The 12,058-nt window shown below is 66.9% G+C and carries 13 protein-coding genes and 1 tRNA gene; 4 read left to right on the top strand and 10 right to left on the bottom strand.

What is annotated here, in order from left to right:
• The first annotated feature begins 28 nt into the window (after positions 1-28).
• Positions 29-103: transfer RNA gene (locus KUD94_RS01615), tRNA-Arg, on the top strand.
• 13 nt (positions 104-116) lie between these two features.
• Positions 117-1,022, top strand: coding sequence for a DMT family transporter (locus KUD94_RS01610; protein ID WP_255568953.1), 906 nt, complete (start codon positions 117-119; stop codon positions 1,020-1,022).
• 100 nt (positions 1,023-1,122) lie between these two features.
• Here the strand turns inward: KUD94_RS01610 and KUD94_RS01605 are convergent, their stop codons facing one another.
• Positions 1,123-1,722 carry a hypothetical protein gene (locus tag KUD94_RS01605; protein WP_218238177.1) on the bottom strand — a complete coding sequence of 200 codons (600 nt, stop codon included), beginning with the start codon at positions 1,720-1,722 and terminating at the stop codon, positions 1,123-1,125.
• A 52-nt stretch (positions 1,723-1,774) separates the two neighbouring features.
• On the opposite strand from KUD94_RS01605, the gene KUD94_RS01600 reads away from it, so the two are divergent.
• Positions 1,775-2,917 carry a hypothetical protein gene (locus tag KUD94_RS01600; protein ID WP_218238176.1) on the top strand — a complete coding sequence of 381 codons (1,143 nt, stop codon included), beginning with the start codon at positions 1,775-1,777 and terminating at the stop codon, positions 2,915-2,917.
• 97 nt (positions 2,918-3,014) lie between these two features.
• Here the strand turns inward: KUD94_RS01600 and KUD94_RS01595 are convergent, their stop codons facing one another.
• A complete protein-coding gene (locus tag KUD94_RS01595) occupies positions 3,015-3,377 on the bottom strand; it encodes a DMT family protein (RefSeq protein WP_218238175.1) in 363 nt (120 codons plus the stop codon).
• Between the two features lie 58 nt (positions 3,378-3,435).
• On the opposite strand from KUD94_RS01595, the gene KUD94_RS01590 reads away from it, so the two are divergent.
• Positions 3,436-3,855 carry a thioesterase family protein gene (locus KUD94_RS01590; protein ID WP_218238174.1) on the top strand — a complete coding sequence of 140 codons (420 nt, stop codon included), beginning with the start codon at positions 3,436-3,438 and terminating at the stop codon, positions 3,853-3,855.
• A 24-nt stretch (positions 3,856-3,879) separates the two neighbouring features.
• On the opposite strand, the gene KUD94_RS01585 is transcribed toward KUD94_RS01590, so the two are convergent.
• The 8 genes from KUD94_RS01585 to KUD94_RS01550 all read right to left on the bottom strand — a co-directional run bounded on the left by KUD94_RS01585 (position 3,880) and on the right by KUD94_RS01550 (position 12,025).
• A complete protein-coding gene (locus tag KUD94_RS01585) occupies positions 3,880-4,617 on the bottom strand; it encodes an ABC transporter ATP-binding protein (protein WP_218238173.1) in 738 nt (245 codons plus the stop codon).
• Position 4,618: 1 nt separating this feature from the next.
• Positions 4,619-5,401, bottom strand: coding sequence for an ABC transporter ATP-binding protein (locus KUD94_RS01580; protein ID WP_218238172.1), 783 nt, complete (start codon positions 5,399-5,401; stop codon positions 4,619-4,621).
• 12 nt (positions 5,402-5,413) lie between these two features.
• Positions 5,414-6,490 (bottom strand): ABC transporter ATP-binding protein, encoded by a 1,077-nt coding sequence (locus tag KUD94_RS01575; protein WP_218238171.1) that lies wholly within the window; start codon positions 6,488-6,490, stop codon positions 5,414-5,416.
• A gap of 13 nt (positions 6,491-6,503) precedes the next feature.
• Positions 6,504-7,433, bottom strand: coding sequence for a branched-chain amino acid ABC transporter permease (locus KUD94_RS01570; protein WP_218238170.1), 930 nt, complete (start codon positions 7,431-7,433; stop codon positions 6,504-6,506).
• A gap of 294 nt (positions 7,434-7,727) precedes the next feature.
• Positions 7,728-8,666 carry a DMT family transporter gene (locus tag KUD94_RS01565; protein WP_218238169.1) on the bottom strand — a complete coding sequence of 313 codons (939 nt, stop codon included), beginning with the start codon at positions 8,664-8,666 and terminating at the stop codon, positions 7,728-7,730.
• Positions 8,663-9,964 (bottom strand): DUF3422 family protein, encoded by a 1,302-nt coding sequence (locus KUD94_RS01560; RefSeq protein WP_218238168.1) that lies wholly within the window; start codon positions 9,962-9,964, stop codon positions 8,663-8,665. The genes KUD94_RS01565 and KUD94_RS01560 overlap by 4 nt, the downstream gene beginning before the upstream one ends.
• A gap of 37 nt (positions 9,965-10,001) precedes the next feature.
• Positions 10,002-11,513: a tripartite tricarboxylate transporter permease gene (locus KUD94_RS01555; RefSeq protein ID WP_218238167.1), complete on the bottom strand. Its 1,512-nt coding sequence runs from the start codon at positions 11,511-11,513 to the stop codon at positions 10,002-10,004.
• 23 nt (positions 11,514-11,536) lie between these two features.
• A complete protein-coding gene (locus tag KUD94_RS01550) occupies positions 11,537-12,025 on the bottom strand; it encodes a tripartite tricarboxylate transporter TctB family protein (protein ID WP_218238166.1) in 489 nt (162 codons plus the stop codon).
• Between the last annotated feature and the right edge of the window lie 33 nt (positions 12,026-12,058).

Below are 12,058 nucleotides of genomic sequence, written 5' to 3'. Positions count from 1 at the left end.
GGCATGCCCGTACAATCGGCCGTTTTCCGCCGCCGTAGTTCAATGGATAGAACGGGCGCCTCCTAAGCGCCAGATGCAGGTTCGATTCCTGCCGGAGGCGCCATTTGCTGCGCAGCGTGCAGACCGCCCTCCTCACCGCCATCGCCATGCTGGCTTTCGCCGCCAATTCGGTGCTGGCGCGCATGGCGCTGTCGGACGGCGCCATCGACCCCCTGGCCTACACCGGCATACGCCTGAGCGCCGGCGCCGCCGTGCTGGTGTGCGCCGCGCTCTGGCATGCGCGGCGCAAGCAGGCAGGCACTGCCCGGGGCGTCGGTGCGCCTGCCAGGCTGCCTGCTGGCTGGCTGGGCGGCAACTGGCAAGGGGCCTTCTCGCTCACGCTGTATGCGGCCACCTTCTCCGTGGCCTACGTCATGGTGCCTACGGGGCCGGGCGCGCTGATCCTGTTTGCCTTCGTGCAGATAGGCATGCTCGCCTGGGCGGTGTACCGGGGCGAGCGGCCCGCGCCGCTGGAATGGCTGGGCATGGCCATCGCCTTTGCCGCGCTGGTCTATCTGGTCTCGCCCGGACTCGTGGCGCCGCCGCTGCTGGGCGCGGCGCTGATGGCGGTCGCCGGCGTGGCCTGGGGCGCGTACTGCCTGGTGGGGCGCGGCTCGCAGGCGCCGGTAGCCGATTCCGCCGGCAACTTCGCACGCAGCGCGCCGGCCGGTCTGGTGCTGATCGCCATCGGGCTGCTGCGCCTGCGCCCAAGCTGGCAGGGCGTGGCCCTGGGCTTGGTGTCGGGCGCGATCACCTCGGGGCTGGGCTACATCATCTGGTACCGCGCCCTGCCCCGGCTTTCGCGCTCGCGCGCCGCGCTGGTGCAGCTCACGGTGCCGGCGATCGCGGCTGCGGGCGGCGTGGTCTTCATCGGCGAAGCCATCACCACGCGGCTGGTGCTCGCCACCCTGGGCATCACCGGCGGCGTGGCGCTGGCGCTGCTGGCCTCCAGGCATCGAAAGCCCGCCGCAGAACGTGCATGAGTGGCGCTCGGTGAGCTGCAGATGCAGTGTTTCTCACTTTGATCCTGGGCAGGTCGAACAATGAGAAAAACGGCGCAAACGTCCCGCCAGCCTGCACCCGTCAGCGCGTAGGGCAACCACAACGAAACGCAGCTCGGGCTGCAATTGCGTGGCGCGCGCCCTGCTTGATGCAAACGCATTGGTTGCCCTGTGCGCCGTAGCCTGCAGGGCAAGGGCTGTTCTTGGGAATGACGATTTTCGGGTCTGGCGAATTGGCCACGCAATAGTTGCTTTGGGCAGCCCAACCGATGGGGCAAGAGGCATTTTCAGAAATCGCCGGTTTGGCATTTGCACCTGAAAGGAAGCTATTTCCCTGCGCGGAATATTCGGGGGGGCAGGCCCCGTTTTCTGCCATTGGCATGGCCGGCATGAACATGGGTCTTCTGCCTTGAAGCAGCGCAGGAGCGACGCCGTGCGCTTTTTGTATCGTGACACGCGGCAAGCTGGAGCAGTCGCCTGTTCGGCCTGTCAGCGGCCGGGAAATATTGCAGGTACGGGCCTTGCCGGGCCGGCAGCGGATCGGCTTGCAAAAACGCGGATTGCCGCAAGGTATATGAATTCCCCGATCAGGAAGTTTCATGGGCGTCTTCCGGACCGCATTTTGCGGGCCCGAAAACTCGAAAAAGCCCGGAATCTGTTCCTGGAATTTTCTGCGGCTCAAGTCTGCGCACCGCCGTGCAGATTTTCCTTGTCTAATTTTGAAAGGCTCCGCCATGCATTCCCTGAACCATGATTACCCCGAATTGCTGTTGAAGCCCGCGCAAACGCCCTGCCTGTCGCTGTACCAGCCGACCCACCGCCAGCACCCCGACAAGGTGCAAGACCCGATCCGGTTTCGCAACCTGGTCAAGCAGCTCGAAGAGTCGCTGCGCCAGAAGTACCCGCAGCGGGAGGTAGCGCCGCTGCTCGCGCCGTTCGAGGTGTTGGCGGGCGAGGACGCTTTCTGGAACCACACCAGTGATGGCTTGGCGGTGCTGAGCGCGCCCGGGCTGTTTCGCGTCTATCGCCTGCCGCGCCCGGTCGCTGAGCTGGCCGTGGTGGCCGACAGCTTTCACACCAAGCCGCTGGTGCGCATTACCCAGTCGGCCGACCGATTCCAGGTGCTGGGTCTGAGCCGCGACCGCTTCACGCTGTACGAAGGCAACCGCGACGGTCTGGTGCAGGTGCAGGCGCTGGACGGGGCGGCGCAAACGGCCGCCGACATGCTGGGCCTGGAGGCCGACAGCCGCGAAGGCGCGCACCGCACCTACGGGCCGCAGGGCGACGCTGCCTGGCAAGGCACCGACGTCAAGCAGGACGCGGCCGACCGGGACATCGAGCAATTCTTCCGCGCCGTGGACCAGGCGCTGATTCGGCGCAATGGCAAGGCGAACGGCATGCCGCTGATCCTCGCGGCGCTGCCCGAGCACCACCATCTGTTTCGCACCGTGAGCAAGAACGCCCAGTTGTTGCCGCAGGCGATCGACATCAACCCCGAGGCGCTGGACGTCGATGCGCTGCGCGAGCGCGCCTGGGCGCTGCTGCAGCCGTATTACCTGGAGCGCCTGTCCGACCTGGTCGATCGCTACGGCGCCGCGTCGGCCCAGGGGCAGGGTTCCAACCTGCTCGACGACATCGCCCAGGCGGCCGCCCAAGGCCGCGTGGCCACGCTGCTGGTCGAAGCCGACCGGCTGGTGCCGGGGCGCTTCGACGCGCACAGCGGCAAGCTCACCGCAGGCCAGCTCGACGACCCGCAAACCGACGACTTGCTGGACGACCTGGCCGAGCAGGTGCTGCGCACCGGCGGCGAGGTGGTGATGGTGCCGGCCGGCCGCATGCCCACCGACACCGGCGCAGCGGCGGTGTTCCGCTTTTGAACGAGGCGCGCGAACGGCGCGGCGTCCGGCGCCTTGAGCGCAGGTGGCTCCCCACGGCAAGCGCTTGCGCCCTGTCAGCGATCTGAGCTGGCCGGGCTCAGGCGCCGCGAAACATGAAGTACACCGCGCCCATCAGGCACAGACCGGCCCAGAGGTAGTCCCACTTGAGCGGCTCGTGCAGATAGAGCAGCGCAAACGGCACGAACACCGACAGCGTGATCACCTCCTGCATGATCTTGAGCTGGGCCACGCTGAATTCGGTATGGCCGATGCGGTTGGCCGGTACCTGCAGCAGGTATTCAAACAGCGCAATGCCCCAGCTGGCCAGCGCTGCGGCCCACCAGGGGAAGCTGCTCATGTTCTTCAGGTGGGCATACCAGGCAAAGGTCATGAAGACGTTGCTGGCTGCCAGCAGCAAGATGGTCTGCAGGGAAACGGGAAGGGTGTGAAGCCAGCTCATGGCGTGCGCTGTCCGGGGGGTGACGGCCGAAGGCGTGATTACACGCCAGAATCGCGCCATGAGAATCGAACTGCCCGAAGAGAAAAAACTGGTGCACCAGAGCACCATCGTCATGCGCTGGGGCGACATGGATGCGATGGGCCACCTGAACAACACCGTCTATTTCCGCTACATGGAAATTGCGCGGCTGGACTGGCTGATGGCGGCCGGCTGCCCGATCAACCCGCAGGGCGAGGGCGTGGTGATTGCCAACGCCTTCTGCAACTTCATCCGCCAGCTTGAATTTCCCGCCGAGGTGCTGGTGCGCACCTACGTGAGCAAGCCCGGGCGCTCGTCCTTCGACACCTGGGCGGTGATGGAGCGCAGCGACCAGCCGGGTGTGGTGCACGCCACCGGCGGCGCCACCGTGGTCTGGGTGGATTTTCCGCGGCAAAAGTCCATGCCGCTGCCCGACGAGCTGCGCCGGCTGGTGAGCTGAAGGCGCCCGGCGCGCCCCGCAGCCTCAGCTCGATTCGTCGCCCAGGTAGGCGGCGCGCACGCGCGGGTCGGCCAGCAGTTCCTCGCCCGTGCCTTCCATGGTAAGCAGGCCCGACTCCATCACGTAGCCGCGGTCGGCAATCGCCAGCGCGCGGCTGGCGTTCTGCTCGACCAGCACGATGGTCACCCCAAGCGCGTAGACGTCGCGCACCACCTCGAAGATGGTGTCCACCAGGATGGGCGACAGGCCCATGGAAGGCTCGTCGAGCAGCAGCACCTTGGGCCGCGCCATCAGCGCGCGGCCCATGGCCAGCATCTGCTGCTCGCCGCCGCTCATGGTGCCGGCCAGTTGGTTCTTGCGCTCGCGCAGGCGCGGAAAGATGCCGAAGACCTTTTCCACGTCCTCGGCGATGCCGGCCTGGTCGTCGCGCGTGTAGGCGCCCATGAGCAGGTTCTCGGTGATGCTCATGCGCGCGAACACGCCGCGGCCCTCGGGCACCATCACCAGGCCTTCCTTGACCATGTCCCAGGGGCCGCGGCCCTTGATGGGGCGGCCCAGGTATTCGATGTCGCCGTCGCTTGCGCCCAGCATGCCGGTGATGGCCTTCATCGTCGTGGTCTTGCCCGCGCCGTTGGAGCCGATGAGCGACACCAGCTCGCCCTCGCGCACCTGCATGTCTATGCCCTTGACCGCCTGAATGCCGCCATAGGCCACCTTCAGGCCCTTGACGCTCAGCAGCACGGGCTTGTCCTTGTCTGCCATTTCAATGCCCTCCCGTGCCCAGATAGGCTTCGATCACCTTGGGGTCCTTCTGCACCTCGGCCGGCGTGCCTTCGGCAATCTGCTTGCCGTAGTCCAGCACCGTGACGCGGTTGCACAAGCCCATGACGAGCTTGACGTCGTGCTCGATCAGCAAGATGGTGCTGCCGTCGCCGCGGATGCGGTCGATCAGCTCGCGCAGCGCCACCTTCTCGGTCGCGTTCATGCCGGCGGCCGGCTCGTCCAGCGCCACCAGGAGCGGGTCTGTAGCCAGTGCGCGGGCAATCTCCAGGCGCCGCTGGTCGCCGTAGGACAGCGTGCGCGCCTTGTAGTCGGCGTACTCCGACAACCCCACGTACTCCAGCAGCTCGCGCGCGCGGTGCAGGATGGCCTTTTCCTCGCGCCGAAAGCCGCTGCTGCGAAACACCGCGCCGAACAGACCCGAGTGCGTGCGCACATGGCGCCCGACCATGACGTTCTCCAGCGCCGTCATCTCGGCAAACAGGCGGATGTTCTGGAAAGTGCGCGCAATGCCGGCCTTGGCCACCAGGTGCACCGCGTGTGGCGCATACGGTTTGCCGCCGAGCTCGAAGCTGCCGCTGTCGGGCGTATACAAACCGGTGATCACGTTGAAGAAAGTGGTCTTGCCGGCGCCGTTGGGGCCTATCAGGCCGTAGATCTGGCCCTTGCGTATCGTGATGCCCACGTCCGAGAGCGCCTGCAAGCCGCCAAAGCGCTTGGAGATGCCCGAGACCTTGAGCACTATCTCGTTGGATGCTTGTGTCATGACTTTGCCGATTCAGGATTTGCGCACCAGCGATTTGCCGTGCTCGGGCGAAGGCCAGATGCCACGCGGGCGCATCAGCATGACGACGATCATGGCCGAGGCGATGAGGAGCTGGCGCAGGATGGCCGCGTCCAGCCGCCCGCCGGTCAGCTCCTGCAGCGGCCCGGCCACGTAGCGCAGCACCTCGGGCAGCGCGGCCAGCAGGATGGCGCCCAGAATCACGCCGGGGATGTGCCCCAGGCCGCCGAGCACCACCATGGAGACGATCATGATCGACTCCATCAGGCTGAAGGACTCGGGCGAGACAAAGCCCTGGAAGGCGCCGAAGATCACGCCGCAGACGCCGCCAAAAGACGCGCCCATGCCGAAGGCCAGCAGCTTCATGTTGCGCGTGTTGATGCCCATGGCCTTGGCCGCGACCTCGTCCTCGCGGATCGCCATCCAGGCACGGCCTATGCGCGAATCCTGCAGCCGGTAGCAGATGAACACCGTCAGCAGCATCAGCACCACGATCAGGTAGAAGTACAGCGTGACCGAGGGTATTTCCAGCCCGAAGAGGCTGTGCGGTTTGGAAAAATTGATGCCGAACATGTGCACCGGGTCCACGTTGGCAATGCCCTTGGGGCCGTTGGTGATGTTCAGCGGCTGGTCCAGGTTGTTCATGAAGATGCGGATGATCTCGCCAAAGCCCAGGGTCACGATGGCCAGGTAGTCGCCGCGCAGCTTGAGCACCGGTATGCCCAGGATCACGCCGGTGACGGCCGCCAGCAGCAGCGCCAGCGGCATCGCCCACCAGATCGAGATGTGCAGGCCCTGCGGGAACATCGCGGCAATCGCCGGGAAGTTGTCCGTCAGATGGGGCGACGCCAGCAGCGCATAGCCAAACGCCCCCACGGCGTAGAAGGCGACGTAGCCCAGGTCGAGCAGTCCGGCGTAGCCGACCACGATGTTCAGCCCCAGCGCCAGCATGATGTAGAGCAGCGTCAGGTCGGCGATGCGCACCCAGGCGTTGCCGAACTGCTGCAGGATCAGCGGCAGCACCAGCAGTCCTATGCCCCAGGCGAGGTATTTGATGACTTTCTTGTCCATGTGTCGTCTCCTCTCAGGCGCGGTCCGCGACACGCTCACCCAGCAGGCCCGAGGGGCGCAGCGTCAGGATGATGATGAGCACGATGAAGGCAAAGATGTCGGTGTACTGGCTGCCCAGCACGCCGCCCGTCAGGTCGCCGATGTAGCCCGAGCCTATGGCCTCGATCAGCCCCAGCAGCACGCCGCCGATGACGGCCCCGGCCAGGTTGCCGATGCCGCCGAACACCGCCGCCGTGAAGGCCTTGAGGCCGGGCAGGAAGCCCATGGTGTGAAAGGCGGTGCCGTAGTTGGCCGCCCACATCACACCCGCGATGGCGGCCAGGATGGCGCCGATCACGAAGGTGGCCGAGATCACCATGTCCGGCTTGACGCCCATGAGCGATGCCACGCTCGGGCTCTCCGCGGTGGCGCGCATCGCACGCCCGAGCTTGGTATAGCCGACGACGTAGACCATCAGCGCCAGCGACACGACGGTGATCGAGAGGATGAGGATCTGCGTCGGCGTGATCACCGCGCCGCCGATGAAGTAGGGCTCCACCGGCAGCAGCGCCGGATAGGGCTTGTAGGTCGGCTTCCAGATCATCATCGCCACCGTCTGCAGGAACAGCGACATGCCGATGGCGGTGATCAGGGGCGCCAGACGCGGACTGTTGCGCAGGCGCTTGTAGGCGACCTTTTCCACGCAGAAGTTGAGCACCGCCGCCAGCACGCAGGCAATCAGCATCGAAATCAGCAACATGGCCCAGCCGGGCAGGTAAGTCATGTGCTCCTGCATGTAGCCCACGCAGGTCCAGCTGATCAACGCCCCGAACATCAGCACCTCGCCATGGGCGAAGTTGATGAGCTGGATGATGCCGTAGACCATGGTGTAGCCCAGCGCGATGAGGGCGTACATGCTGCCCAGAACCAGACCATTGATGATCTGCTGCAGCAGGATTTCCATAAAGACAGTCCTTCTAGGGTGGTGCGTCAGCGCACACACGGCACGAGGTGCCGCCTGCTTGCCGCAGCCTGGGGCGCCACCGCCAGCCCCCGAGCAGGACTGGACGGCACTTGCAGACCGTGCCGTGAAGCCGGCACCACGGCCTTTTGGGCCCGGACCGGAATCACGCCTTCACACGCGTTTGACAAACGACCCCCGGCAAAAACGATCCGGAAGGTCGGCGGGCGCGATTTTGGCACGGTATGACCCGGCGCCCGCAGGGCAGAGACACGGGTTTTCCCTTGGAAGACCACACTAGCGCGCCCTGCCGGCGCGCGTAAAAAGATAGATGCCGGCCAGCACCAGGGCGGTGCCGGCGATCATCGAGGGCGTGATCGCCTCGCTCAGCAGCCAAGCCGCGAGCACGATGGTGGACAAGGGTCCGAGCATGCCGGTCTGCGCGGTCAGCGCCGCGCCGATGCGCTCAATCGCCAGCATCACCATGAGCACCGGCGCGGCGGTGCAGGCGGTGGCATTGAGCAGCGACAGCCAGATCACCTCGGGCGCGACCAGCGCCGCCGACAGCGGCCTCACCAGCAGGAACTGCAGCACGCAGCAGACGCTGGCCACGCTGGTGGCCAGGCCCACCAGGCGCAGCGCGCCCACGCGCCGCACCATGGCGCCGCTGTAGACGAGGTAGAAGGCATAGCTCAGGGCGCTGCCAAACACCAGCAGCACGCCCCAGGCGATATGCCCGCCGGCTTTGCTGCCCGACATGGCCTCCACGCCAAAGACCAGCACCACGCCGCAGTAGCTCAGCAGCATGGCAAGCATCTGGCCGCGGCCCATGCGCTCGCCATAGAGCAGCCAGCCGAGCAACATCACGATGGTCGGGTTCAGGTAGAGGATGAGCCGCTCCAGCCCCGCCGAGATGTAGGCCAGCCCGGCAAAGTCCAGAAAGCTCGCAAGGTAATAGCCGCACACCCCGAGCCCGACGATGCCGCGCCAGTCGCGCGCCGACAGGCGCGGCTGACCGCGCCCGGCCCACCAGGCCATGACGAGGAAGATGGGCAGCGCAAACAGCATGCGGTACATCAGCAGCGTGACCGCATCGACGCCGTAGCGATAGGCGAGCTTGACGATGATCGCCTTGCCGCTGAACGCGACCGCGCCGAGCGCCGCGAGCAAAAGCCCGTGTGCTGCGTTTTCAGGAGCTGCTGGCGCTTTGCCCGTCTGCGTTTGAGCCGGTTTCAATGCATATTCCTGAAAAGGCGCCGATGCATGCGCCTGAGCGACCACCAGACCGCCAGCGCAACGGCAGGAATGGCCGTGGCGGCGGTAGCCGGCGCGCTCCAGGGCCAGCCCAGCGCCTGCGCGCCCTGGGCCAGATAGCTGATCAGGCCGACGACGTAGTAGGTGATCGCGGCCACCGACAGGCCTTCCACCGTGGACTGCAGGCGCAGCTGCATGTCCTGGCGCCGGTTCATCGCCGCGAGCAATTGCTGGCTGCTTTGCTGCTGGGCGATCTCCACGCGCGTGCGCAGCAGATTGCTGGTACGCGAGACGCGCTCGGACAGCGCATTCTGGCGGCGCACCGCCCATTCGCAGGTGTTGCGCGCCGGGCTCAGGCGCCGGTCCATGAACTCGCCCAGGGTTTGCAGGCCGGCCAGCGGCGTCTCGCCGAGCTCGCGGATGCGCTGCGCCACCAGGTCGAAATACGCGCTGCTGGCGGAGAACCGCGCATGCGTGGCGGCGTACAGGCTCTCGACCTGGCCGGCCAGACGGGTGAGCTCGTCGAGCAGCCGGGGCTCGGCGTCGCGGTCGGCCAGGCGGATGGCTTCCGCGAGCTGCGCCAGCTCGCGCTCGGCCCGCGCCAGGGCCCCCGCCGCATCGCGCGCCAGCGGCAGGCCCAGCAGCGCGGTCATGCGGTAGGTTTCCATCTCCAGCAGGCGCTGCACCGTGCGCCCCAGGCGCCGTGGCGACAGGTTGCCCGCCAGCAGCACCATGCGCGAGCTGCCGTCGGCGCGCAGCGCGAAGTCGGTGTAGACCTCGGCCTGCCCGCCCGCCACGCAGGACGCCACCAGCGTGCCCTCTTGCAGCACCTGCGCCACCAGCGGCCCGTCGGCGTGGCTGCGCCGCTCCAGCACCCAGAGGTTGAGCCGGCACAGGCACTGCCCCGGCAGGCCGGCAAGCCATTCACCAGGCAGCGCGCTCAAGGCGGCGGCGGGCGGCTCTTGGCCAAGACCGTCGGGCGCCGCCAGCGCGGTCGCGAAGGTCCAAGAGACGAACTCGGTGTGCATCTCGCAGACCACGCGCAAGGGCCCCAGCTCGACGCGCCAATGCGTCGAGCCGGCCTGCGGCGGCGCCAGACCGCGCTCTTGCAGCAGCACTGCCAGATGGGCATGGCTCGCGTCGCGCTCGGGCGCGTCGGCCCACATCACCACATGGCTGATCGCCTGCGGGGCGGTGATGGGCTGGGGCGGGCGCGCATGGATCTCCGCGTGCAGCAGCGCACGCTGGGGATGCGAAGGCGGCGCGGTAGGTGCGGTCATGCAAGGTCTCCGAAAGCGCCGCCTGCGCGGCGCCAGCCTAGTCTTCGACGAAGGCCTCCTGGCGCTTCCTGCTGACGGCCGGCAGCAGCACCACGGCGACCATCAGCGCCGAGGCGATCAACAGCCCCGCGGACAGCGGCCGGGTGAAGAGCACGCTCCAGTCCCCGCGCGAGAGCAGCAGCGCGCGGCGCAGGTACTCCTCCATCATCGGCCCGAGGATCAGGCCGAGCAGCAGCGGCGCGGCTTCGAGCTCGAGCTTGTGAAACACGTAGCCGACCAGGCCGAAGAGCGCCACCATCCAGATGTCGAACTGGTTGTTGTTGTTGGTGTAGACCCCGAGCGCGCAAAACAGCACGATGGATGGAAACAGCCAGCGGTAGGGCACGGTGAGCAGCTTGATCCAGATGCCCACGAGCGGCAGGTTGAGCACGACGAGCATCAGATTGCCTATCCACATCGAGGCCACCAGCCCCCAGAACAGCTCGGGGTTGCTGCTCATCACCTGCGGCCCGGGCTGGATGTTGTGGATGGTCATCGCGCCAATCATCAGCGCCATCACCGGATTGGGCGGAATGCCCAAGGTCAGCATCGGAATGAAGGAGGTCTGCGCCCCGGCGTTGTTGGCCGATTCGGGCCCCGCCACGCCGCGGATGTTGCCCTCGCCAAAAGGCAGCTCGCCCTCGCCCAGGCGCGTCTTCTTCTCCAGCGTGTAGGAAGCAAAAGAAGACAGCACCGCCCCGCCCCCCGGCAGGATGCCCAGCACCGAACCGAGCGCCGTGCCGCGCAGCATCGCGGGCAGCATGCGCCGGAAATCCTCGGCCGTGGGCATGAGGCCAGCGACCTTGGCGGCAAACACCTCGCGATGCTCTGCCGGGCGCGAGAGGTTGGCGATGATCTCGCCATAGCCGAAGATGCCCATGGCGATAGGCACGAAGTCGATGCCGTCGATCAGGTCGGGAATGTCCAGTGCAAAGCGTACCGTGCCCGAATTCACGTCGGTGCCCACGAGGCCGAGCATCAGCCCGAGCACGATCATGCCTATGGCCTTGAGCAGCGAGCCCGAGGCCAGCACCACCGCGCCGATCAGACCCAGCACCATGAGCGAGAAATACTCCGCCGGGCCGAACTTGAAGGCCAGCTCAGTGAGCGGCGGCGCAAACGCCGCCAGCACCACCGTGCCCACGCAGCCCGCAAAGAACGAGCCGATGGCCGCCGAGGCCAGCGCCGGCCCGGCCCGGCCCCGGCGCGCCATCTGGTAGCCGTCTATGGTCGTGACCACCGAGGACACCTCGCCCGGCAGGTTAACCAGGATGGCCGTGGTCGAACCCCCGTACTGCGCACCGTAGTAGATGCCGGCGAGCATGATCAGCGCGGCCACCGGCGGCAGCGCGTAGGTCACCGGCAGCAGCATGGCAATCGTCGCCAGCGGCCCAATGCCCGGCAGCACGCCGATCAAGGTGCCCAGAAAGCAGCCGACGAAGCAATACACCAGGTTCTGCCAGGTGAAGGCGACGCCAAAGCCCAGGATCAAGTGGTCGAGCAGTTCCATGCGAGCGGTCTCGGCGGCGGCATTCAGCCCGTGAGGAATTGCGGCCAGACCGGCAGGTGCATGTTCAGCGCCTGCACGAAGACCAGGTAGCAGCCGGCGGCCAGCACCGTGGCCAGCACCAGGGCATCGCGCAGCCGGTATTCGCGGCTGGCCATGCCGGCGACCAGCACCAGCGCGTAGATCGCCACCATCAGCCCCATGCCCGGGATGTGCCAGGCGGGCAGGCCCACGAGCAGCAGGCCGAACAGCAGGTTGCCGCCGAGAATGAAGAACAGCGGGCGCCAGGCCCAGGCGCCGACGCGCCCGCCGCCTTCGGTCTCGATCACCAGCGCCTTGAACATGATGAGCACGCCCAGCAGCGCCAGCAGCACGCCCACCAGCAAGGGGAAATAGCCCGGGCCCATGCGCGCCGCGCTGCCCAGGGTGTAGCCGGTAGCGCCCCAGGCATAGCCCGTGCCCAGCACCAGAAACAGCAATCCGGCGAAGAAGTCCTTCTCGTTCTTGATCTTCACGAGCCCTACCCGCTCTCACGCGACAAGGCGCGA

Origin of the sequence: Comamonas sp. NLF-1-9 (assembly GCF_019195435.1) — a bacterium.
In the GTDB taxonomy this organism is placed as follows: Bacteria; Pseudomonadota; Gammaproteobacteria; order Burkholderiales; family Burkholderiaceae_C; genus Comamonas_C.
This window is presented reverse-complemented; position numbering and strand designations above follow the sequence as displayed.